Consider the following 23,809-nt stretch of genomic DNA (forward strand, 5'->3'; position numbering starts at 1 on the left):
CCCGGCCGGCCGGTTCCGGTCCGCGGGCCGCCGCGGCGGGCCCGCCGGCCGGCGGCGAGCCGCGCGCGCACGGAGCCGGCGAGGGCGCCGCCGAGCCCGCCGCCTCCGGCTCTCCGCACAAGTTCCGGCGCGACCCGCGGCACAAGATGCTGGGCGGGGTCTGCGCCGGGCTGGGCCGGCAGTGCGAGATGGACCCGGTGATCTTCCGGATCGTGCTCGCGGTGCTCGCCGCGACCGGCGGCCTCGGCCTCATCTTCTACGGCTTCGTCTGGCTGTTCGTCCCACCCGACGACGACGAGGAGAACGAGGTACACAAGCTGCTGACGGGCCGCGTCGACGGCCAGGCGCTGGCGGCGGTCCTCTTCGCCCTGGTCGGCTGCGGGGTCTTCCTCTCCATGCTGAACAACGGCGGAGTGCTCGCCTTCGCCGTCATACTCGCCATCCTCCTGGCGGGCGCCGGGTACTGGTCGCAGCAGCGCGGCGCCCCCGACCCCGACCCGCTCGCCGCGCAGGCCGCGGCCGACGCCCCTCCCGAGGCCAAGGCGCCGCCCGTGCCCTACTCCTCCCCGTCCTGGTGGCGCGACCCGATAGTCAAGGACGGCACCCACGTCGGCGGCACGGGCTACCTCTGGGGTCCCCCGACCTCCCGGGACCGGGATGTCGCGGCAGCGGTGAACATCGCCCGCGGCACGGCACGCAGCCACCCGCGCGCCACCAGCGAGCCCCAGCCCCGCGGTCCTCGCTGGATCGGCGGCTGGGTCCTCCTGGCCGCCCTGCTCGCGGGCGCCCTGGGCACGGGCCTGACCTGGGACGACCATGCGCTCGGCACCAGCGTGCAGACCGGACTCGCCTGCGCGCTCGTCGTCTTCGGCACCGGCATCGCGATCAGCTCCTTCCTCGGGCGTACGGGCGCCGGCACGGTCCTGCTGGCGGTCCTCACCGCCGGGCTGCTCGCCTGCGCCGCGGCCCTGCCCGGCGACATCAGCACCCACTGGGTCCGCACCGAATGGACCCCCGCGGCCGTCTCCGACGTGGAGCGGACCTACGACCTCGGTACAGGTGTCGGCACCCTGGACCTGAGCCGCCTGGACCTCGCGAAGGGGCAGACGGTGAGCACGCACGCGGAGGTCGGTGCGGGCCGGCTCAGGGTGGTGGTCCCCAAGGACGTGACCGTGCGCCTGGACGTCGAAGTGGGCGTCGGGGACATCCAGTTGCCGGGCGACGACAGCAAGGACGTGGACGTGCAGCCAGGAAGGACCAAGCATCTGACTCTTCCGCCGACAACCGGCGGCAGGAGCGGGGGCACGCTCGACCTCCAGCTGGAAGTCGGCGTCGGACAGGCGGAGGTGGCTCGTGCCACGTCATGAGTTCCAGCCGGGGAAGCTGGTCGCGGGCTGTTTCCTCATCCTCGCGGGCATCGTGTACGCGGGTGACGCGGGCGGCCTCTGGGAGACCCCGTGGTTCGCGGTGATCCCGATCGTCGCGGGTGGCCTGTGCCTGGCGGGGGCGGTGGCGTCCATCTCCCATGCGATACGCCGGCGCCGGTCGGCCCGGGCGGACCGGACGTCCGGGGACGTGAGGGTGTCCAGCTAGCGAAGGTCAGCGACGGCTGCCCGCGCGTCGGATGCGCCGCGCGCGCAGGGCGGCGTCCACGGACAGGACCGAGGCACCGGCGAGGACGAGAGGCAGCCAGGCGATCAGGTACGGGAGATCGTTTCCGTAGTAGTAGGGATCGGAGGCCCAGCTCACCGTCAGCCACAGGCTGAGGGAGATCAGTGCGCCGCCGAGGGCGGCCAGGCGGGCCAGCAGCCCGAGGAGGGTGCCGATACCGACGGCCAGCTCGCCGAGGGCGATGGCGTAACCGAAGCCGACGGGGTTCCTGAGGGCCAGGTCGACGAGGGCCGGGATCGCCGAGGAGCCGCGAGCGGAGTTCATCAGGTCGCCGATGGAGCCCGCTCCGGCGTCCTTCATGAAGGCGCTGTCGGTGAGTTTGTCCAGGCCGGCGTAGATGAAGGTGACGCCCAGGAAGAGGCGCAGGGGGAGCAGGGCGTACCGGGTGGCGGTGTCCCGCCAGCCCCGGTCTTCTCCGGAGTACGTGTCCGGACGTGTGCCGTGAGTCATCGTGCCGCCGCCTCTCGCCCCGCTGAGCCGTTGCCCCCACCAGACCATACGTACGTCGTCCCCCCGGCGCTCACGCTTCCCGCGCACGCTCAACCCGACCCGCGCGACGCTGCGAACGGGGGTGGGTCCCCGCCCCCTTCCTACCGGCACCCGGCGCCAACGGGGGCGGCTCGGGGGCGGCTCACTCCCCCTGCGGACCCGGCACCCGGTGTCGCAGCTGAGGCCGGGCGCGACGGCGAACCCGGCGCCGACAGCGTGCCGCCGGCGCCGGGCCTCCCCCACTCTCGACTCCGCTCGAGCGGGGGGACCCCTGGAACGGCACGCCGGCCCGCAGCTGCTGGCAACAGGCCGCACCCGCGCTCCGACCGAAGGGGCCGTGCCGGTACATCAGATGACCGTTGCAGGTCGGGCAGGAAGCGCCGGTCCACCCCTGTCACCAAGGTGCACGCCCGACATGCAACGGGCGGATGTACCGGCGCGGCCCCGACCCACCCACCGGCCCGTGGGCGACCCAACACCCACCGGCGCGTGGGCGACCCACCCATCGGACCTTGGGCGGCCCACCCAACGGACCTCGGCCGGCCCAACCGCCGGACCGAAGACACCCCGCGCGCCCAGGCGGCCCGAGCCCAGGCACGCACCCGGGCACAAGCCGGCCAGCCGTTCAACCCCTCAGTCCGTCACGTCGATCGCGCACCGGTTCGTCTCCACGCCCGCCGCGGTGACCACCTGCACCTCCACGCGCCCCGGCTCCACATCCACCGGAACCGGCACGGTCAGCACCGCATCCGTGGGGTTGCTGAACCCCCCGGGCACCGGCACCAGCGGCACGTGCACGTGGACCGGTCCGATCCGGACGACCATCCGGGACAGCCGGTCCGCCGTCCCCGCCCCCGGCGGCACGAACCCGGCCCCCCGGATCTCGATGTCGTCCCCCGTACGGATCGGCGCGTCGAGGTCACCCGCCTCCCGCGCCCGGACGACGGACAGAATCACCGGACGCCCGCCCTCCGCGTACTTCCCGGCGACATAGGTCGCCGCGGAGACGAGCACCAGCACCGCAAGCCCCCACGGCAGGTCGGGCAGTTGCTCAGGCCGCCGGGCCAGCCGCACCAGCGCGAAGAGCAGCGCGACGGCGCCGACCACCACGTACTGGATGTCGGCGAAGCTGCCCCGGCCCGAGTCGTCGGTCAGCAGATCGGCGGCCCGGGGCCGATCCGCCCGCACCTTCTGCAGGCGCTGCCCGAGCACCCGCAGCCCCACCACCCGCCGCACCAGCACCGCGATCCCGCACACCACGGCGACGACGGTGACCGTGCCCGCGCCGCGGGCGAGTTCGAGTCCGGCGATGAGCCGGTCCCGTTCACCGTGTCCGGACGCCACGGCCAGCTGTCCCACGAGCACGAGCACGGCGTACACCACGAGGACAACCCAACTCGCGGCCACCGCACGGGAGGTCGAGAGCCGGTTGTCCTCGCCGACTACGGGGGCGAGTACCCCGCCGCGCGCCCGGTGGACGTACCCCGCACCCGTGAGCAGCCCGCCCACGAGCAGCGCGGCCACCAGCCCCGCCGTCCGCGCGTCCGTCCACCCCGCCCCGATCGCGGTGAGGGCCTGTACCAGGAGCAGTACTCCCACGACCGCCCAGACCGCGACCGCGGTGCGGCGCCACAGCCGTTCCAGCCAGGCCTCGCCCTCGACGCGTCCGCGCTCGGCGACGAGGTCCGCGGCCTGGGTGAGCTCGTCCGAGACCCACTGCCGGGAGGCGGAGACGGAGTGCGCGACCGCGGCGGGCAGCCCCTGCCCGGAGGCGAACTCGTCTCGTCTGGCGAGGAATGCGGCGACCGCGCGCCGGTGCCCCTCGCGGGCCCCGTGCGGACAGTCCCCGCACGTACACCCACCCCCGTGCGGCCCCTGCCCGGACCCGTACCCGGTCCCAGCCCGATACCCGTACCCAGCCCGATACCCGGACCCATACCCGGCATCCGCACCACCGCCACCAGCACCGCCACCGGCACCGGCACCGGCACCGGCACCGGCATCGCGCCCCATGCCGGCCCCCGCTGCCCCCGCTGCCCCCGCTGCCCCGGCTCCAGTTCCCGCGCCGGACGCCCCCGCACGGGTCTCGGAGCCACCCCCGGAGCCACCCCCCGCACCGCGCTCCCCGCCGTGTCTCCCCTCCTGCACCGCCACGCCCGCTGCCGCCTTCCCCACAACGAAGATTCCCGCAGGTTCCTGCGAGCTAGGGGATCCCGGGGATCCCGCGTCACATGCTCCCGTGCCGCCGGGCCTCCCGTACGCCTGACCGCCTCACAACTGCGTGACGACCGCCCCGCGACGACAGCGCATTGTGCCGTATGGAACACACTCCGCGTTCGCCGGGTGTGGTCAGCGAGGGGGGAAGGACCGGACGTCGTGTTGACCGGCCTCGCTAGCTCAGCAGATCGGGCTCGCTGCGGCTGATGTCCTGCCACAGGGGCTGGTAGTTGATCCACGCCACGAGGTCGCCGCCGAGCTGCTCGCGGGTCGCGACCGCCTGTCTGTGGTCGATGACGACCGGGCGCCCGGCCGCCCGCGCGGTGAGCTGGACCTGGCACGAGCGTTCCATCGACAGGAACCACCAGGCCGCCGCGTCCACCGAGTCGCCGACGGTAAGCAGCCCGTGGTTGCGCAGTACGAGCGCCTTGCGGCTGGCCAGCGCTGAGGCGATCCGGCGGCCCTCTTCGGCGTCGACGGCGACTCCGCTGTAGCTGTCGTACAGAGCGTGGTCCTCGTAGAACGCGCAGGACTCCTGGGTGATCGGGTCGAGCAGCTCGCCGAGCGCGGCGAGGGCGCGCCCGTGCACGGAATGGCAGTGCGCGACGGCCACCACGTCCGGGCGGGCTGCGTGCACCTGGGCGTGCACGGTGAAGGCGGCCTGGTTCACGTGGTAGCGGCCCTCGATCACCTGCCCGTCCTGGTTGGCGAGGACCAGGTCGCCCACGGTGACGTGCTTGAACGGCATGCCGAAAGGATTGACCCAGAAGCAGTCGCTGTACTCCGGGTCGCGCGCGGTGATGTGGCCGGAGACCCCGTCCTCGAAGCCGAGCCGCCCGAAGATCCGCAGCGCGCCGGCCAGCCGCTCCTTGCGGTGGCGCCGCTCGTCGTCCAGCGACTCGTGCATCGGCGGCATGGCGAACCGCAGCCGGTCGGTGGGTACGGGCAGGGGCGGCTTGGGCCCGTGCATATGTCCTCCAGCACTGGCGTGTCGGTACGGAGCGGAAGTTACCCGGGGTCAGCGCAGGAGAACAGGGCCGCTCCGGGAAGTGAGTGCACAACCGTTACGCGAGGTTCCTGGTCGTCGGGTACCCGCGTGAGGTCACCCGGATACCCGACAGAAGATGTCCGGTATCCGGGCGAGACTCCTCGTATGACCGGTACGACGACGAACTGGGCGGCCTTCGCCGCCGCCGAACCCGATCTGGCCCGGACGGCGGAGAACCGCTTCGGAGCCTTCACCCATCACGTCCTGGCGACCCTGCGCAGGGACGGTGCTCCCCGCACGACCGGGATCGAGGTGCGCTTCCTGCACGGCGAGCTGTGGCTCGGCATGATGCCGGGCTCGCTGAAGGCGCTGGACCTGCGCCGGGACTCCCGCTTCGCGCTCCAGGCGAATCCGGGGCCGGGGACGGACCTGGGCGGAGGTGACGTGCGCGTCGCCGGGCGGGCCGTCGAGGTGCGCGACCCGGAGGTCGTACGGCGCTACGCGGACGCCGTGAATCCGCCCGACCCGGCCGCCTTCCACCTCTTCCGCACGGAGCTGACCGAGGTCGTGCGGACGTGTGTGGAGGACGACACGTATCTGGTGGTGCAGGTCTGGCAGCCGGGAGCGCCGGTGCGAACCGTCAAACGCACCTGAGCACACGGGCGCCCCCGGGACGGACGGAGCGCCTGAGCACAGGGGCACCCCTGACGGAGCGCCTGAGCACACGTGAAGGGGCGCCGCCCGGTACGGACGGCGCCCCTGTCAACGGTCCTCGTCATCCTTCACGTGCCGCGGTGCGCGAGGGGAAGGGGAGGGCCTACTCCCACTCGATGGTGCCCGGGGGCTTGGAGGTCACGTCGAGCACGACGCGGTTGACGTCCGCGACCTCGTTCGTGATCCGGGTCGAGATCTTCGCCAGGACGTCGTACGGCAGGCGCGACCAGTCCGCCGTCATGGCGTCCTCGGAGGAGACGGGGCGCAGCACGATCGGGTGGCCGTACGTGCGGCCGTCGCCCTGGACGCCGACCGAGCGCACGTCCGCGAGCAGGACCACCGGGCACTGCCAGATGTCGCGGTCGAGGCCGGCCCTCGTCAGCTCCTCGCGGGCGATGGCGTCGGCGTGCCGGAGCAGGTCGAGCCGCTCCTTGTTCACCTCGCCGACGATACGGATGCCGAGGCCCGGGCCCGGGAAGGGCTGGCGCTGGACGATCTCCTCCGGCAGGCCGAGTTCCTGGCCGACCATCCGGACCTCGTCCTTGAACAGCTTGCGCAGCGGCTCGACGAGCTGGAACTCGATGTCCTCGGGGAGTCCGCCCACGTTGTGGTGGGACTTGATGTTCGCCGTGCCGGTGCCGCCGCCGGACTCGACGACGTCCGGGTAGAGCGTGCCCTGCACCAGGAAGGCGACGTCCTCGCCCTCCGCGGCCTCGGCGATGATCTCGGCCTGGGCCTGCTCGAAGACCCGGATGAACTCGCGGCCGATGATCTTCCGCTTCTCCTCGGGGTCCGAGACTCCCTTGAGGGCGGTGAGGAAGCGGTCCTCGGCGTCGACGACCTTCAGCTGGACGCCGGTGGCCGCGACGAAGTCCTTCTCGACCTGCTCGGTCTCGCCCTGGCGCATCAGACCGTGGTCGACGTACACACAGGTCAGCTGGGAGCCGATGGCCTTCTGCACGAGGGCGGCGGCGACCGCGGAGTCCACGCCGCCGGACAGGCCGCAGATGGCGCGCTTGGTGCCGACCTGCTCGCGGATGAGGGCGACCTGCTCGTCGATGACGTTGCCGGTGGTCCAGTCCGGCCTGAGGCCCGCGCCGCGGTACAGGAAGTGCTCGAGCACCTGCTGGCCGTGCGTGGAGTGCATCACCTCGGGGTGGTACTGGACCCCGTACAGCTTCTTCTCGTCGTTCTCGAAGGCCGCGACCGGGACGACGTCCGTGGAGCCCGTGACCGTGAAGCCCTCGGGGGCGGCGGAGCAGGCGTCGCCGTGCGACATCCAGACCGACTGCTCGTCCGGCGTGCCCTCGAAGAGGGTGGAGCCGGGCTTCGAGACGTGCAGCGGCGTCCGGCCGTACTCGCGGGCGCCGGTGTTGTCGACCGTGCCGCCGAGGGCCGTGGCCATGAGCTGGAAGCCGTAGCACATGCCGAAGACGGGGACGCCGGCCTCGAAGATCGCGCGGTCGAGGCGGGGGGCGCCCTGCGCGTACACCGACGAGGGGCCGCCGGAGAGGATGATCGCCGCCGGGTTCTTGGCGAGGATCTCCTCGACCGGCATGGTGCTCGGCACGATCTCGCTGTAGACCCGGGCCTCGCGGACGCGGCGGGCGATGAGCTGGGCGTACTGCGCGCCGAAGTCGACGACCAGGACGGTGTCGGGGGTGGCGGCAGCGGAGGGTGCTGATGGCACGGTTTGCCTTCCGGCGGGCTGCAGAGTCTGTACGTCCGATTCTAACGGGGTACGCGGAGAACCCGATTCCGTCCCCGTGGGCTCCGCTCCCCGGGCTCCCTTGCCGCGCCTGCGCCCCGTCCCGGACCCCTTGCCGCGACGGCGCCCCCGTCCCGGAACCCTCTGGCCCCGCCTGCGCCCCGCCCCCACCCTTCCCTCGCCTGCGCCCCCGTCCTAGGACTCCGGACGGGGGCGCGTCTCCGCCGGTGCCGGGCGGAAGGGTTTCCGCCGGACGGTCGCGCCGTGCATACTGCTCGCATGCTCTCGCACCAGACGTTCGTCTTTACCTATGGCAACCGGCCCACCGGCTGCCATGGTCGTGCTGCTTGAGCCACTGACAAGCGACTTCCCAGGCGCCCCGGGCCGACAAGGCCCGGGGCGCCTGGCGTTTCCCGGGTCCTGCCGCTCCGGGGCACCCTTCCGCAGAGGAGCCCCACCATGGCCGACGTACTCGACAGGACCGGCGCGCGCACCGACGAGGCCGCCGACGTGATCACCGGCGCCCGTGAGCGCATCGATGCCCTGGACGACCGGATCATCGGTCTCGTCCAGGAACGGATGGCCGTCTCCGCGGTGATCCAGGAGGCGCGGATCACCTCGGGCGGGCGCCGGGTGAACCTCTCGCGCGAGATGGAGATCCTCGGCCACTACCGGGACGCGCTGGGCAGGCCCGGCACCTCCCTGGCGATGACGCTCCTCGAGCTGTGCCGGGGCCGCGTCTGAGGCCGTCCGGGTCACGGCCGTCACGGGCGCCCGGTGCACCCGCGTCCGTGTGTCCTCTCACCCGTACGGCGCGTGACCGGACGGCGCGGGCTTCGTTGTCCGTGGTGTCCGTGCCAGCCAGGGGCGGGCCCGAAAGAACCACGCGTGGCTCCGCTGGGGCGATGAGACGTACGGATCGTGCCGTGCGTCGTGGGACCTCGCCCCAGGATCGTGACCGGACGGCAGGGGACAGCGGCCCGGTCATTCAAGAGAACGGCCGGCTCCGGGGACGCCCGGGGCCGGCCGTTCAACGTCGTCCCAAGGATGGTCGTCACGGTTGCGGAGGCCGTGGGCCGCCCAGCACGATGCAGGACGACCCCACGTCCCCCGGCAGACAACAGCAACCGTGTCGTCCGGGCGGCGCGACCCCCGGCGCCGCGCCCCGGAACAGCCTCGGCCTCAGCCGGTGGCCTTCTCCACCTTGGCCAGCTGCTTCTCGATGATCTCGGACGGCACCTTCACCTTGTCCGGGTCCAGCATGTTCATCGAGGTGAAGGCCACGACGACGGTCCCGACCCGGACGACGGTGAAGGCCGAGGGCACCTCCGCGCCCTCGATGGAACCCCGGAGCCGGTAGGCGACGGACTCGTCACCGAGGCCCGGGTCCTTGAGCGCCTTCACGTCGCTGTAGCGGTAGCCGGTGTGCTTGTACGCCGTGCACTCGCCCGCCGCCGTGCGGAGTCCCGCGAGGACCTTGTCGGCCTCGCCCGATCTGTACGAGAGGAGCGCGAGGGAGGTGACCGAGGCGTCGAGGTCGTCCTTGGCGGTGAAGCCGCGGCCGACGCCGGCCCGCGCCGTGGGGTCGGTGGTGAAAAGGAACATGTCGGCGATCGGCTGGCACGTGTCCGGGGTGGCAGGTACGGAGTCGAGCGAGATGTCCGAGGCGGCCGTCTTCTCCACCCCGTAGCCCTTGACCTCGCCGTCCGCGAGGGCGGCCTTGTCCAGCTGGGCCCGGGTCAGCGCGGCGGACGCGTCGGCGGTCGCGCTCTCCTTCGCCTTTCCGGCGTCCTTCGGCCCGTCGGTGCTCTCCGGCTCGTCGGCGTTCTTCGCCGCGCCGGAGGCACCGGCGGTCGCCGTGGCGGTCTTCACCGGCTTCGAGCCCTGGCCGTCCTCGCCCCCGCCGCACGCCGCACTGCAACCCAGCGCCGCCACGACCGCGAGCGCCGCCGTGGCTCGCGACACCTTTGACTTCACGTTCCCCACTTTCACGTTCTTCCTCACGGGGGCCGCGTCGAGAGCGACGGGCCCGGCGCGCCACGATGACACAGGCTCGGCGCGCGGGGCACCGGGCTCCGCGGCTCCACCGCACGGTGTGATCATCGTGTGACCCAGCACACATAAAGATTCTGTGAGCGAGAGGGCAACCATTCCCCGCCGGCACAGGTCACACCTGCTGAACCAACGGCCACACCCGCGCCCCACCGCGGAGGCCTCCCGAACTTTTCGCGTGCCGCGTCACCGCGGCACGCCGGACTTACGAGGTCTTCATGAAGCTTCGCCGTGCCATGGCCGTCACGGCCGCGGTGGCCGCAATAGCCCCGCTGGCACTGCTGTCGGCGCCGACCGCTTTCGCGGAGGAGCCGGGTCCGACCCAGACGCCGAGCGCCACCGTCACGGAGACGGTGCCCGCGCCCAGCAGCACCCCCGAGGCCACACCTCCGTCCAGCACGCCCGCCGGTACGCCCAGCACCGCGGCGCCGTCGACGTCGGCCCCCGCGGCCTCCACCACTCCCTCGGGCACGCCGTCGGCGACGCCGAGCGACGAGCCGACCGACCCCGAGGTCCCGTACTGCGAGGACGTCGACGAGGAGTACGGCGACGCCAAGGTGTCCGCGGACATCAAGGGCCTCCCGGGCAAGATCGTCGCGGGCAGCGGTTACCACGCGTTCGAGCTGACCGTCAGGAACGACTCGAAGATCGACATCGAGGGTGTCGCCTTCTACGCCGAGATCGAGAACTACGAGCTCGACGAGTCGAAGTACCTGAGCAAGTACGTGGACCTGGAGTTCAAGAACCCCGAGTCCGGCAAGTGGACCCGCATCGGCGACGACTCGTGGGCCGGTGACTACTTCTTCTACGCCGAGACGCTGAAGCCGAAGCAGACCGAGTCGGTCGACCTGCGCGTCAGCATCGACAAGAACGCCCCCGCGGGCGACGCCTACTCCTTCGGCTCCGGCGCCTACCTCGACAACGTCGACGGCCAGGACTGCGTCGCCGAGGGCTGGGCCCAGTACGACTTCGTGGTCCTGAAGCCCGGCTCCGAGAACCCGAACCCGGGCGAGGCCGGGCCGAGCGACGACGACGAGAAGGACCCGGTCAAGAAGCCGCAGGGCGACGTCTCCGAGCTGCCGACCGGCAACCTCGCCGAGACCGGCTCCAGCTCCGCACTGCCGGTGATCGGTCTCGTCGGCGGTGTCGCCGTCGTCGCCGGTGCCGGAGCGGTGTTCGTGGTGCGTCGCCGCAAGTCCGGTGACGCCGCCGCGTAGGGCGGACCACCCGGGGCTGACGCCTCACACCTGAAGAAGGACCTGTGCTCGGAGGGGGGCACAGGTCCTTCTTCAGGTGTGCGGGGGGCCCGCGGAGGTCAGCTCCTGGGCGGCACCGCCGGCATCCCGAGGAACGGCAGCCGCAGCGCGCCGAACGCGTCCGCGGGGACGGCGGGCGACCGCGGCTCGACCGCCTTGAGCCGCTCGTACGCCGCTCCCTGGGCCGGACGCGGGTCCGCCTCGCACTTGTTGGGCCAGTACGACATCGCACGCTCGGCCTGGGCGGTGATGGTGAGGGACGGGTTGACACCGAGGTTCGCGGAGACGGCGGCACCGTCGACGACGGAGATGCCCGGGTGTCCGTAGAGCCGGTGGTACGGGTCGATCACGCCCGTCTCCCGGGAGTCGCCGATCGGGCAGCCGCCGAGGAAGTGGGCGGTGAGCGGCGTCCCCATCAGCTCACCGACGTTGCTGCCGGCGAACCCGTTGATCTCGGCGGCGAGCGCGGTGGCCGCCTCCGAAGCCGCCCTGATCTGCTTGGGGTTGGGCGCGCCGTGCCCCTGGCGTGTCGTCAGCAGCCCCTTGCCGGCGCCCGTCGGCTTCAGGTACGTCGTCAGCGAGTTGTCCAGGGACTGCATCACCAGGCCGATGATGGTGCGCTCGGACCAGCGCCGGTTGGAGAACGAACGGACCATCTGCACCGGGTGCCTGGCCACGTTGAGCAGCCAGCCGAGAGCGCGCGAGGAGTTCTCCGCGTACGGGACCTGGAGGATGGACAGGCTGCCCATCGCGTTCGAACCCCTGCCGTAGCGGACCGGCTCGATGTGGGTGCTGTCGTCCGGGTGGATCGACGAGGTGATCGCGACCCCGCGGGTGAAGTCGGCCTTCGGCTCGCCGTGCGCCTTGCGGTAGCGGCGGTTGTCGGTCTGGGCGCCCACCAGCGCCTCGGAGTTGGTGCGGGTCAGCTCACCCAGCCGGCTGGAAAGGTACGGCAGCCGGCCGCTCGACTTCATCCGGTGCAGCAGGGTCTGCGTGCCGTAGGTGCCAGCGGCCATGACGACGCGGCGCGCGGTGAACGTACGGCCCTGTCCCTTGCGGCGGTCGTCGGTGGGCAGGGTCCGGACGGCGTATCCGCCCCGCGAGTCGTCGGTGACGGACACGACGGTCGTCATGGGGTGGATGACGGCGCCCGCCTGCTCGGCGAGGTGGAGGTAGTTCTCGTTGAGGGTGTTCTTCGCGCCGTGGCGGCAGCCGGTCATGCACTCGCCGCACTCCAGGCACGCCTTGCGGTCCGGTCCCGCGCCGCCGAAGTAGGGGTCCGCGACCTGCTCCCCCGGCTCGGCCCGCGCGTCGCCCTCGGCGTCCTGCCCGTCCCCGAAGAAGACGGCCACCGGCGCCATGTGGAAGGTGTCGCCCACCCCCATGCGTTCGGCGGCCGCCTTGAGGTGGACGTCGGACGGGGTCATCGTCGGGTTGAGCCGCACGCCCAGCATGCGCCGGGCCTGGTCGTAGTACGGCTTCAGCTCCTCCTCCCAGTCCGTGATGTCCTTCCACTGCGGGTCCTCGAAGAAGGGCTTCGGCGGTACGTAGAGGGTGTTGGCGTAGTTGAGGGAGCCGCCGCCGACGCCGGCGCCAGCCAGCACCATGACGTTGCCCAGCAGATGGATGCGCTGGATGCCGTACATGCCGAGCTTCGGGGCCCACAGATAGTTCTTGACGTCCCAGGAGCTCTTGGGCAGCGACGCGCGGGTGAAGCGGCGGCCCGCCTCCAGCACGCCGACCCGGTATCCCTTCTCGGTCAGGCGCAGGGCGGTGACGGACCCGCCGAAGCCGGAGCCGACGACGACGACGTCGTAGTCGTACGCCTCGTCGGGGCTCTTCTCAGGGGGGCCGGCCGCGGTCTCGGTGAGGGCGTCCGCGGGGGCGTCCGCATCCGGCTTCCGGACAGAGTTCTCCTGTGACACGTGCTCTCCTCGTTGAAAGCGGGGCTGTCTGGGCTGCCGGAACTCCCTGGTGCTAGCGGAGGCGCAGAGCCTTCATGGCCCGCAGGCTCCGGCTCATGAACGCGGCGTACTTCTCGTCGTCCATGCCGAGCGACGGCGCCATCGGCAGCAGCCGCTGGTGGGCGACGGTCTGCGCCTCGGTGTACTTGAGGATGCCCTCGGAGCCGTGGCGGCGCCCGAGGCCGGAGTCCTTCATGCCGCCCATCGGCGACTGGACGCTGCCGTACGCGGACGCGTAGCCCTCGTTGACGTTGACGGTGCCGCTGCGGAGCCGGGCCGCGACGGCGCGTCCGCGCCGCCCGTCCTTCGTCCAGACCGAGGCGTTCAGGCCGTACGGCGTGTCGTTGGCCCGTTCCACCGCCTCGTCCTCGGTCCGGAAGCGGTAGACGGACACGACGGGACCGAAGGTCTCCTCGGCGCAGACGGCCATGGGCGACTCGACACCGTCGAGGATGGTCGGCTCGAAGAAGTACGGGCCGATGTCCGGGCGGGCCACACCGCCGGCCACGACCCTGGCCCCCTTGGCGACCGCCTCGGCCACATGCCGGGTGACGGTCTCCAGCTGCCGCTCGCCGACCAGCGAACCCATGTCGGCGCCGTACGCGAGCGACGTGCCGAGGCGCATCGCCCTGGTGCGGGCGGCGAACCGCTCGAGGAACGCGTCCGCGACGGACTCGTGGACGTACAGCCGTTCGATGGAGATGCAGAGCTGGCCTGCGGAGGAGAAGCAGGCGCGGACGGCACCCGCGGCGGCCTTGTCGAGGTCGGCGTCGGCGAGCACCAGCATGGCGTTCTTGCCGCCGAGTTCGAGGGAGACGCCGACCAGGCGGGCGGCGGCGCCCTGCGCGACCTCGCGGCCGGTGCGCGTGGAACCGGTGAAGGAGACGTAGTCGGCGTGCCGGACGACCTCGGGGCCGACGACCGGACCGTCGCCGATCACCACCTGGAAGACCTCGGCGGGCAGCCCGGCCTCGATGAGGAGGTCACGCGCCCACAGCGCCGTCAGGCAGGTCTCCGTGTCGGGCTTCATCACGACGGCGTTGCCCGCGACGAAGGCGGGGAGCGCGTCGCCGACGGACAGCTCCAGGGGGTAGTTCCAGGGTGCGATCTGGCCGACGACACCGCGCGGGTGACGCAGTTCGGTGACCTTGGTGAGCGTCGGGACGGCGCCGGTGTGCCGCTTGGGCCTGAGGTACGAGGGGGCCTTGCGGCCGTAGTGCCGGGCGGCGACGGCGACCGCCTGCACCTCCTCGTGGGCGTGCAGCCTGGCCTTGCCGGTCTCCAGCTGGATCAGGTCGAGGACCTCGGCCTGCCGGGCGAGCACCAGGTCGTGGAAGCGGAGCAGCACGGCGGCGCGCTCGCGGACCGGGACCGCGGCCCAGACGGCCTGCGCCTCGCGGGCCCGCTCGAAGGCCGTACGCACGTCGTCGGGCGTGGACTCGGGCAGATCCGCCAGCTTCGCGCCGGTGAGCGGCGTGTGGTTGGCGGTACGGCCGGAGCCGGCCACGCCCTTGGTGAGCTGGGCGACCAGCTCGGGCGTGACGACGTCGGCGGCGGTGCGGGCGCCCTTGGGGGAGGGCGCGAGGGGGTTGGTGCCGTGGGCACCGGTGCCGGTGGTGCCCGTCCCGGCCGTGTCGTCGGTGCCGGTCTTCTCCGGGGCCTGCGAGTCCGTCATGAGCCGCAGCGTATGCCCGCCCGTACGCTTTGGGTACCCGTCGGTAACGGGGTTTCACCGAGTACACACACGGCGCCAGTGATCGCTGGCAACGAATGCGCTGATCAGCGCGTTGTGGCTCCGGCGATCACGGAATGGTCAATCCTGCGGGTTCAGAGCCTGTCGATGTCCAGGTTCGCGATCGCCGTCTCCGCGACCTCCCGGCCGCGCTCCGTGAAGTCGCCCTTGCCGGGGTAACCGACCGTGAGCTTGTACATGTCCCCGGTCTTCTTCGACTTGTAGTAGAAGATCTTCAGCTGCCGGGGGCGCGGGTTCTCGGTGTCGGAGGTGCTGTACTTCACCGTGTTCACGGCGGACTTCCCGCCCTGGTGCGTGGACTCCTGCGGGTCCGTCCGCGGCCCCGCGGGCATGTCCAGCCGGTACTCCCCGCTCTGCTTGAACTCCGCGTCGTCGGCCCACATCTGGTCCCGCGCGGAGGCCTTGATCTCGTTGCCCTCGTCCTCGGTCCTGCGCGCCAGGTTCAGGCTGATCCAGACGCTGCCGCTCCAGTCGCTGTAGGTCACCCAGTTCTTGTCCGAGTCGTCCTTGTCCGGCCTGCCCACCTGGTAGTCCGCGGGGACGGCCAGCGTCGCGCCGAACGCCTTCTCCTCCTTCTTCGTCCAGCCGTCCGGCAGCGGGCCCGCGAACGGGTCCGCGATCACCAGGTACGCCGCGAGCGCGAGAGCGACGAGGGCCGCCCCCACGCCCAGCCACGTCTTGCGGCCGAGCCTGACGCCCCTGCCGCCGGGGACGGAGATCTGCACAACCTGGGTCTCCTGCGGAGGCTTCGCGGCCTCCTCCAGGAGCCGGCGGACCTGGGCGGCGCCGGGACGCCGGGCCGGGTCCTTGTCCAGCAGGCCGTTGATCACCTCGGCGAGCGGCCCCTTCGCGGCGGACGGCGCCGCGGGCGTCGCGTTGAGGACGGACTGGAGGGTCGCGGGGGTGTTGCTGCGGCGGAAGGGGGAGACGCCCTCCGTGGCCGCGTACAGCACCACGCCCAGGGACCAGAGGTCGGAGGCGGGGCCGGGGCGCTGGCCCAGCACCCGTTCCGGGGCGATGTACTCGGGCGAGCCGACGAAGCCGCCGGTGTCCGTCAGGTTCGTCTCGCCCTCGATCCGGGCGATGCCGAAGTCGGTGAGGACGACGCGGTCGTGGCGGCCGAGCAGGACGTTGTCGGGCTTGACGTCGCGGTGCAGGATGCCGGCCGCGTGCGCGGCCTCCAGGGCACCGAGGACCTCCAGGCCGACCGTGGCCGCCTCGCGGACGCCGAGGGTGCCCTCCTGGAGCGCGGCGCCCAGCGAGCGGCCCCGCACCAGCTCCATCACGATCCACGGCTGCCCGTCGACGACCGCCACGTCGTGGACGTTCACGACCGCCGGATGGTCGAGCCGGGCCGCGGCACGTGCCTCGCGGTGCATCCGCTCGAAGGCGTTGGCGCGTTCCCGCTCGGGAAGATGGTCGGGTACGCGGGGCTCCTTGACGGCGACCTCGCGGTCCACCGTCTCGTCCTTGGCCCGCCACACGGTGCCCATGCCGCCGTGTCCGAGCTTGGACAGGAGCCGGTAGCGGCCGGCGATCAGCCGGCCCGTGCCCGGCTCCTGCGGGGCCTGCCGCGGCTGCGCCCGCTGGTCCGGGACGAGCTGCGTCGGCTGCGCCTGCCCGTCCGGGACCGCCGGCGCCGGCGTCGCGTACGGATTGCCCGGGTAGGGCACCGCGGGCTGCGGCTGTCCGGGGGCCGGCACCTGGTGGCCGGGCGCGGCCGGCCGCGGCGGTTGCAGACCGAAACTGGTCGGCTCGTCGGACCCGTGAGGTGCTCCCCCGTCGCTGCTCATGAACCCATGCATATCGCGGCGGAAGCCGCGGGAGCCACCCCGGCCGCCCGCCGGTCACAGACCCGTGACGCACCCCATCCCTTATCTCCCCTTTGGAGCGGTACGTGGGGTCCGGGCACCGCCGCGAACGGCCGCCCGGGCCCGGGCAGGGGTAGGGGCACCGCTGCGAACGGCTGCACGAGGGGAAGCGGCTTGTCTCAGGACGGTACGAAGGTGTCCACCGCGACGTCGAAGTACTCCTTCGCCTCGGCGACCCTGCCGACCGGCGCCGACACCCACACGTCGTACATCCGTCCGTCCTGCTCCCAGCACAGGTCGTACGTGTGCCGCGCCCCCTCCGCCCGGGTGAAGCCGTCCCAGCTGAACTCCCAGAGCGCGGCGGGATGCGCGTCGTGCCGGGTCGCGGTGACCCGGCCGTCGCGGTAGCCCGGGTTCGTGGCGGGCCCCCGGTCGGCGGCGCGGCGCATCACGCCGAGGGGCCCGCCCGTCCCGGGTCCGGCGACCTTGATGCCGAGCCGGAAGGCCGTCCCCCGCGACAGATAGAAGACCCGTTCGCCCTGCGGCTCGCGCGTGAAGCCCTCCGGCACCGCGAGCGTGAACCCGCCGGGGTCGCGCGCGAGGCGGTACCCCTCGGGCGCCTTGCGCGAGGCGGGCGAGGCGGCCGAGGCGGCCGCCGAACGCGTCACGGTCACCGTGGGCCCGGGCGCCACCGGTGCGGACGTCGTCGGCGTGGCGCTGTTCTTCGTCGTACGGGCCGAGCCGTGCGTCGCCGCACTCGTGGGCACGTCGGCGCCGTCACCGCCGCCGCGCATCAGCAGCGCGGCGGCGGAGAGCCCGGCACCCGCCATCGCGGCGACCAGCGCGGCGGCGACCAGCACGCTCCGCGCCGACGGTCTCGCCGGGGGGCCGGCCGCGGGGTCCGGCCGCACGTACGGACCGGGGGCGGCGGGAGGCGGCGCGGGCGAGAGGAGGGGCGGCGCCTGTCCGCTCAGCGGCACGTCCCGCCGGGTCGGCGTGTACCCGGTCGCCACCCGCGGCGTACGCCCCGTCTCCCGGAACGCCCGCAGCATCCCCTCCGCCCGCGCCGCGTCGAGCCGCCGGTCCGGATCACGCTCCAGCAGCCCTCGCACGACGGGAAGCAGTGGCTCGGCCTGGGCGGGCGGACGCACCTCGTCGAAGACCACCGCGTGCAGGATGCCGCCCAACGAGTCGCGCCGGAACGGGGATTCACCGCTCAGCGCGGTGCACAGCAGGGCGCCGAGCGACCACAGGTCGGACTCGGAGCCCGTCCTGGCGCCGGACATCCGCTCGGGCGCGGTGTACTCGGGCGAGCCGACGAACGCACCGTTCTCGGTGAGCGTCGTAGCGCCCGCGACCTGGGCGATCCCGAAGTCGGTGAGGACGACGCGGCCGGTGCCCGCTTCCATCAGCACGTTGGCGGGCTTGAGGTCGCGGTGCAGGACACCGGCGTCGTGCGCGCACCGCAGCGCGCCGAGGAGGTCGATACCGATCCGCGCGGCCTCGGCCGGGTCCACGGGCCCGGACCGGGAGATACGGTCCGCGAGCGACCCCCCAACGATCAACTCCATGACGATGTACGGACGTTCGTCGTCCTCGACCACGTCGTGCACGACGATGATGTGCGGGTGTCTCAGCTGGGCGACGGCGCGGGCCTCGCGCAGGGAGCGCTCGCGCTGCATCCTCGCCTCGTCCGCCGAGAGCGCGTCGTCGAGGCGCAGCTCCTTGACCGCGACCTGCCGGCCGAGCAGCTGGTCGGTCGCGCGCCAGACGACACCCATCCCGCCCCGGCCGATCCTGGCATCGAGCCGGTAACGGCCGGCGATGACACGGGCGTTGGCCCCCTCGGTCCCCATGGGCCCATCATGCCGCACCGGGCCGGTGCCCTCCGGGGCCGCGTCCCCGTCACCCCTGCCCGTTCGGCCGCCAGGCCCGCAGGACCGCGTCGAACTGTTCCCGCGTGGTGTCCCAGTCCGCCGTGGGCGACGACATGTAGATCGCGTACTCCACGCCGTCACGGCCGAGATACGTCTGCTCGATGGCCCGGCGCGGTCCGGGGAACGAGGTGTTACTGGCGAGCGCGGTCCAGGTGAAGTCCCAGAGGGCGCCGTGGCAGTCGCGGTAGGTGTTCGACTGCAGACTCACCCGCCGGTAGTCCCGCAACTTGCTCACCTGCTGTTCCAGGTCCAGTTGGTGGGCGTACGGGTTGTCGAAGTCCGGCGAGTCGTCGACGGCGATCCGCACGAAGTGCTTGCCGCCGTCGGGCGTGTAGTCGATCTGGTTGCCGTTGACCTGGCGCTTCCAGCCTTTGGGCAGGGCGAGGCTGAAGCCCTCGACGTCGTGGACGGGTTCCCAGCCCTCGCGGACGGCGCCGTTCTTCTGCTGCCCCGTCCCGCCGGAACCGGCCTGATCGTCCGTACCGCCGGCGTAGTGCAGGGCCAGGGCGCCGCCGCCTCCGACGAGCACGGCCAGCAGGGACAGGAGGACCAGCGTGCGGCCCAGCCGGTGCCTCTTGCGAGCGCCCGGAGCGCCGTCGCCGGCCGGGTACGCGGACGGGGGTCCGTACAGGGTCGCGCCCGGGCCGCCCGGTACCTGGTGGCCCGGCACATGGGTCGTCGCGCCATGGTCTCCCGCGCCGTGTGCGCCGTGCGCGTGGGAGACATGGGTGCCGGAGACATGGGTGCCCGAGACATGGCGGCCGGCCCCGTACCGGTCCGCGCCGACCGATCCGTGGGCCGCGGCCGCCCGGCCCGGCTCCAGGCGCCGCGTCGGCACATGGGCCTGCGCCGCGCGCGGCCGCCGTCCCTCCGCGGCCTCGGCCAGCATCTGCTCCGCGTCCTGCGAACCGGGGCGGGCGGCGGGATCCTTCCGCAGCAACGCCACGATCACCGGCCCCAGCGGACCCGCGCGGTGCGGTGCGGCGGGCTCCTCGTCGACCACGGCCTGCATCGTCGTGAGCGGGGAGGTGCGCCGGAACGGCGACGTTCCCTCCACGGCCGTGTACAGCGTCGCCCCGAGCGCCCACAGGTCGGAGGCAGGCCCGGGGTCGTGCCCGCGCACCCGCTCGGGTGCCAGGTAGTCGACCGAGCCGACGATCTCGCCGGTGCGGGTGATGGTCGAGTCGCCCTCGACCTGCGCGATGCCGAAGTCCGTGAGCAGCACTCGCCGGTCGGCGGCGAGCAGGACGTTGCCCGGCTTCACGTCGCGGTGCAGCACCCCGGCGGTGTGCGCGGCCCGGAGCCCGCGCAGCACCCACAGACCGATGCGTGCCGCCTCGGCCGGCTCGACGCGTCCCCGCTCCTTGACCTCGTCGGCCAGGGAGTTGCCCTCGACCAGCTCCATGACGATCCACGGCCGGCTGTCGTGCTCGAGGACGTCGTGCACCGTGACGACGGCCGAGTGGTTGATCCGGGCGGCGGCCCGGGCCTCGGCATGGGTCCGGGCGAGGAGGACCGCGCGGTCGCTCTCCGCGACGTAGAGCGCCGCCGTCAGTTCCTTGACCGCGACGGCGCGGTGCAGCACCTCGTCGTGCGCGCGCCACACGCGGCCCATGCCGCCGCTGCCGATGGATTCGACGAGGCGGTAGCGGCCCGCGAGGAGCAGGCCCTGCATCTGATTCACGTTTCCCCGCAATGGTCTTGACGGGGTCACACTAAGGACCCTGCCGTCCCGCAGGGAACCGGCGCGGTCGTACGGAGACAGCACTGTGACGGTTCTCGCTTCCGCGCGGGCGAGGCAACCTGCCGACGGGACGGGCAACACGGGACCCGCACAGGTCCCGGGCGGGCGGGACGCGGGTGCCGTGGACGGTGACGGCAGGGGCCCTGTCCGGGCGGCCGACGGGGCGGGGCCGGCTCAGCCGGTGACCCGGTACGTCGACGACGCCTGCTCGTACAGCCGCGTCACCTCGTCCCGTTCGGCCTCCGGGCCGCGCACCTGCACCACGTGGTAGCGCCCCCCGACGATCATCGCGAGATTGCGCACGAACAGCTCACGCCCCTCGCCGTCGGTCCACGTGAACTGCCCCTCGGCCATGGTCCGTCCGCCCACGTCGATCGTCCGCATCCCGCTGGACGTCGCCCAGGTCGAGTCGCGGAACGGCTGCAGTTCGCGCTCCTTCTCCCGCTGATACGTCATCGGGTCGCCGCCGTAGGCGTCCGTACCGTCCCGTCCCGGTACGACGATGAGCTGGAAGTCCCCGTGCGCGTAAACGACTTGGCCGCGCCCGTTCTTGGCGGACCGGTCCCAGCCGCGGGCCACGGCGACCCGGAAGCCCTCCGCGTCCTTGCGCACGGTGAAGCCCTGGGCGACGTCCGGGTCGGAGGACGTCTGCTCGCGTGTCCGGCCGGGCGACTTGGGGGGCTGTTTGCCGCTCCCGGGCGAGGTCTGGTCGGGGCGCGGCTCGCTGCTCGCCCTGCCGTCGGTGCCGGGGTCCGGCGTGCTTCCGGCGCTCTCGGCGGCCCCGGTCCGCTCGTCGTCCGTGCCGGCGGTCGTGTCCGCCCCCGGCATGAAGTACACGGCGTACGCGACCGCCGCGGCCAGCAGGAGCAGCACCAGCACGACCAGGTTCCGCCCCAGCTTCCGGGGTTGAACCGACCGCTCCTGCTTCGCGCGTTTGTGGCGGGCGTGCGGGCTGGTCGCGGGCAGCCCCGCGCGACGCCTGCGGACGAGCTCGCCCCGGCGCCGTACGATCGGCAGCCGCCGCGGGTCGACGGGGGGAGCGGCGATGACGTGGGCGCCCGCCTCCGGCTCCGGAGCCGACCGGACCAGGGAGCGCAGCCAGCCGCGCAGGTCCTCGAAGTCCAGCCGCTCCGTGGGGTCCTGACGCAGCAGCGACTCCACGACCGGCCGCAGCGGTCCGCACTCCTCCGCGTACGCCGGGGGCTCCGCGCACACCAGCTGGACCAGCTCGGCCGTGTTCTCCTCCGGGTAGGGCGCGTGTCCCTGCACGGCGCGGAAGAGCAGCGCGCCGAGCGCCCACAGGTCGGTGGCGGGACCGATCGGCGCGGCGAGCTGCCAGTTCTCGTGCACGGGGCCGGCCTGCTCGGGGGCCCAGCGCTCGGTCACCGGCCCGACCACGGTCATCCGCGCCTGCCGTGCCCGCTCGGCGGCGAGCGCGGTGGCGGGCCCGCGACGGGGCGCGGTGGCGGCGGCCAGGTGGTCCCAACGGGTGGCATCACGGGCGTCTTGGGCGTTTTGGGCGGACCGCGGGTCCTGCGGGGTCTGACGACGGGACTGCTGCGGAACGCCCTGTGGAACGCCCCTGGCGGGGACCGGAGTCGCGGCGCCCGCGCCGTGGGCGCCGAACTCGTGGACGGTCCCCTGCGCCGGGCCCGGCGCAGGAGCGCCGTCGCCGGTGTCGTGGAACGCCGTCCGCGCCGGGTCGCCTCCCGCGGGGAGAGCGGCCCGCCCCTGCCCCGGGGCCCCGTTCCGCGGAGCGGCCCCGTGCCAGGGGTTGCCCCGCCCGACTCCGTAGGGGTCCGCTATCTGGCCCGGGGGTGGCGTACCCGGGACCCGCTCGACCCCCTGCCCGGAACTCCGACGCGCTTCCCCACCCCGCCCGGACACCTCCGGCGAACCGTCCCCGTACCCCGGAACATGTCCGCCCTCAGCACCGTGACCGGCGGCCTGACCGGCGTCGACGCCGTACCCGGCACCCCGCCCGGGGGTCCCATAACCCGAATCCCGCCCGGCCTCGCTCCCGTAACCGGAATCCCACCCGGAGTCGGCCCCGTACCCGGACCCCCGCGCGGACCCGGCACCGTAACCCGAATCCCGCCCAGCCTCGGTCCCGTAACCCGAACCCCGCCCAGCCTCGCTCCCGTAACCGGAATCCCACCCGGAGTCGGCCCCGTACCCGGACCCCCGCGCGGACCCGGCACCGTAACCCGAATCCCGCCCAGCCTCGGTCCCGTAACCCGAACCCCGCCCAGCCTCGCTCCCGTAACCGGAATCCCACCCGGAGTCGGCCCCGTACCCGGACCCCCGCGCGGACCCGGCACCGTACCCCGGGGCCTGACCCGGGTCGGTGCCATAGCCCGGCGTCGGCCGGGACTCCGTGCCGTGGCCGGGCGGGCGGGCGGCCTCGGCCCCCGGTGTGGGCCGGGGGGCGGGCAGAGCCGCACGGCTGTCGCGTTCCTCGTCCTGGACGCGGGCAGCGGCCCGCGCACCGGCCCGGTACGCGGCGATCGCCCCGGCCCGTGCCGCCCGGACGTCGTCGTCCTCGGCCGCCGGGCCGCCCAGCGCGGGCCCACCACCGCGTGTGCCGCCCGGTGCGGGGACGCGACCCGCGGCCCGCGCCTCCGCACCGGCCGCCCGCGCCTCCATGCCCTTCTCACGTGCCTCGATCGCGGCCCGCCGAGCGGCCTCGGGATCCCCGCTGACCGGACCACCGGCACCGGTTCCCGCTCCGAGGGAGTGGCCCGCCACTCCTCCGGCCGACGGATCGCCGGGCCCCGGCCCCGCGGCGTGCGGGCCCCCGCCCGGCTCCGCTTCCCCGGGCGGCACGGGGTCGTACCCGCACAGCGCCTCCTCGGCGGCCCCGACCGCCAGACCGCTGAGCATCACCCGGCCGTCGTCGCAGACGAGCACGGTGCGTGCGGTGATGTTCCGGTGCACCCAGCCGTGCGCGTGCAGCACCCGCAGGGCCATGAGGACGTCCGAGGCGACCTCGGCGGCCCGGTACGGCGTCAACGGCTTCTCGGCGAGCAGCGCCGACAGCGGCCGGGCGGCCACGAGTTCGCTGACGACCCAGAGCGAACCGCCCTCGGCGAACACGTCGAAGACCTGGTCGAGCCGGGGATGGTCGGGTATCTGAGCGGCGGCCTGCGCCGCCTCGATGGCGCGGCGCACGGCCGGTTCGGCGGGGCGCCGGGTCGTCCGCGCGGCAGCGCCGGCGGCCCGGCCGGACCGCCCCTGGACGCCGTCCCGCGCCACGAACCCCTCCGGCAGCCCGTCCGCGTCGAGCACCTCCGCCTCGACGACCTCGGGCAACGGCACCTGCCTGACCAGGACTTCCTGGCCGCTGTAGGTGTCGAAGGCACGGGTCTCGGCGAGTTCGTACTCGTCGGACGGGGGCAGGGGCAGGCGGTAGCGGTCGGCGAGTACCCGTCCCGCGTAGTCGTCCACGACGCCTCCCCCGGCCGCCCGGTGGTCAGTTCCGTTCGGGTTGCGCTCCGTTGTCGTT

16 protein-coding genes are annotated in these 23,809 nt (G+C 73.2%); 5 read left to right on the top strand and 11 right to left on the bottom strand.

Annotated elements, in window-relative coordinates:
• Positions 1-1,367: PspC domain-containing protein (locus tag AC0ZLC_RS20360; RefSeq protein WP_476753405.1), on the top strand; the 1,367-nt coding region annotated here is incomplete at its 5' end.
• Positions 1,354-1,593, top strand: coding sequence for a hypothetical protein (locus tag AC0ZLC_RS20365; RefSeq protein WP_476753406.1), 240 nt, complete (start codon positions 1,354-1,356; stop codon positions 1,591-1,593). The genes AC0ZLC_RS20360 and AC0ZLC_RS20365, both read left to right, overlap by 14 nt.
• 6 nt (positions 1,594-1,599) lie before the next feature.
• On the opposite strand, the gene AC0ZLC_RS20370 is transcribed toward AC0ZLC_RS20365, so the two are convergent.
• The 3 genes from AC0ZLC_RS20370 to AC0ZLC_RS20380 form a co-directional block, all read right to left on the bottom strand.
• Positions 1,600-2,121: a DoxX family membrane protein gene (locus tag AC0ZLC_RS20370; RefSeq protein ID WP_476753407.1), complete on the bottom strand. Its 522-nt coding sequence runs from the start codon at positions 2,119-2,121 to the stop codon at positions 1,600-1,602.
• Positions 2,122-2,793: 672 nt separating this feature from the next.
• Positions 2,794-4,173, bottom strand: a complete 1,380-nt coding sequence (locus AC0ZLC_RS20375; RefSeq protein WP_476753408.1) for a hypothetical protein — start codon at positions 4,171-4,173, stop codon at positions 2,794-2,796.
• A 379-nt stretch (positions 4,174-4,552) separates the two neighbouring features.
• Positions 4,553-5,347, bottom strand: coding sequence for a class II aldolase/adducin family protein (locus tag AC0ZLC_RS20380; RefSeq protein ID WP_476753409.1), 795 nt, complete (start codon positions 5,345-5,347; stop codon positions 4,553-4,555).
• A 183-nt stretch (positions 5,348-5,530) separates the two neighbouring features.
• Between AC0ZLC_RS20380 and AC0ZLC_RS20385 the strand changes: the two genes are divergently transcribed.
• Positions 5,531-6,019, top strand: a complete 489-nt coding sequence (locus AC0ZLC_RS20385; protein WP_476753410.1) for a pyridoxamine 5'-phosphate oxidase family protein — start codon at positions 5,531-5,533, stop codon at positions 6,017-6,019.
• Positions 6,020-6,182: 163 nt separating this feature from the next.
• Here AC0ZLC_RS20385 and guaA read toward each other — a convergent pair whose 3' ends face one another.
• Positions 6,183-7,769 carry a glutamine-hydrolyzing GMP synthase gene (gene guaA / locus AC0ZLC_RS20390; RefSeq protein ID WP_476753411.1) on the bottom strand — a complete coding sequence of 529 codons (1,587 nt, stop codon included), beginning with the start codon at positions 7,767-7,769 and terminating at the stop codon, positions 6,183-6,185.
• Between the two features lie 477 nt (positions 7,770-8,246).
• On the opposite strand from guaA, the gene AC0ZLC_RS20395 reads away from it, so the two are divergent.
• The gene (locus AC0ZLC_RS20395) at positions 8,247-8,531 is read left to right on the top strand and encodes a chorismate mutase (protein WP_476753412.1); all 285 of its coding nucleotides are present in this window, start codon (positions 8,247-8,249) and stop codon (positions 8,529-8,531) included.
• Between the two features lie 438 nt (positions 8,532-8,969).
• On the opposite strand, the gene AC0ZLC_RS20400 is transcribed toward AC0ZLC_RS20395, so the two are convergent.
• Entirely contained in the window at positions 8,970-9,764 is a 795-nt protein-coding gene (locus AC0ZLC_RS20400; RefSeq protein WP_476753413.1) for a hypothetical protein, read from the bottom strand.
• Between the two features lie 293 nt (positions 9,765-10,057).
• On the opposite strand from AC0ZLC_RS20400, the gene AC0ZLC_RS20405 reads away from it, so the two are divergent.
• Positions 10,058-11,056, top strand: coding sequence for an LAETG motif-containing sortase-dependent surface protein (locus AC0ZLC_RS20405; protein WP_476753414.1), 999 nt, complete (start codon positions 10,058-10,060; stop codon positions 11,054-11,056).
• Positions 11,057-11,154: 98 nt separating this feature from the next.
• Here AC0ZLC_RS20405 and AC0ZLC_RS20410 read toward each other — a convergent pair whose 3' ends face one another.
• The 6 genes from AC0ZLC_RS20410 to AC0ZLC_RS20435 all read right to left on the bottom strand — a co-directional run bounded on the left by AC0ZLC_RS20410 (position 11,155) and on the right by AC0ZLC_RS20435 (position 23,751).
• The gene (locus AC0ZLC_RS20410; protein WP_476753415.1) at positions 11,155-13,020 is read right to left on the bottom strand and encodes a GMC oxidoreductase; all 1,866 of its coding nucleotides are present in this window, start codon (positions 13,018-13,020) and stop codon (positions 11,155-11,157) included.
• Between the two features lie 52 nt (positions 13,021-13,072).
• Entirely contained in the window at positions 13,073-14,734 is a 1,662-nt protein-coding gene (locus AC0ZLC_RS20415) for a succinic semialdehyde dehydrogenase (protein ID WP_476753416.1), read from the bottom strand.
• Positions 14,735-14,886: 152 nt separating this feature from the next.
• Positions 14,887-16,605, bottom strand: coding sequence for a serine/threonine-protein kinase (locus AC0ZLC_RS20420; protein WP_476753417.1), 1,719 nt, complete (start codon positions 16,603-16,605; stop codon positions 14,887-14,889).
• Between the two features lie 197 nt (positions 16,606-16,802).
• Positions 16,803-18,479: a serine/threonine-protein kinase gene (locus tag AC0ZLC_RS20425; protein ID WP_476753418.1), complete on the bottom strand. Its 1,677-nt coding sequence runs from the start codon at positions 18,477-18,479 to the stop codon at positions 16,803-16,805.
• 49 nt (positions 18,480-18,528) lie between these two features.
• Positions 18,529-20,235 carry a serine/threonine-protein kinase gene (locus AC0ZLC_RS20430; protein WP_476753597.1) on the bottom strand — a complete coding sequence of 569 codons (1,707 nt, stop codon included), beginning with the start codon at positions 20,233-20,235 and terminating at the stop codon, positions 18,529-18,531.
• 243 nt (positions 20,236-20,478) lie between these two features.
• On the bottom strand, positions 20,479-23,751 hold the full coding sequence (locus AC0ZLC_RS20435) for a protein kinase (protein WP_476753419.1): 3,273 nt from the start codon (positions 23,749-23,751) through the stop codon (positions 20,479-20,481).
• Positions 23,752-23,809: the final 58 nt, after the last annotated feature.

This window comes from Streptomyces sp. GLSS-08 (genome assembly GCF_056387915.1).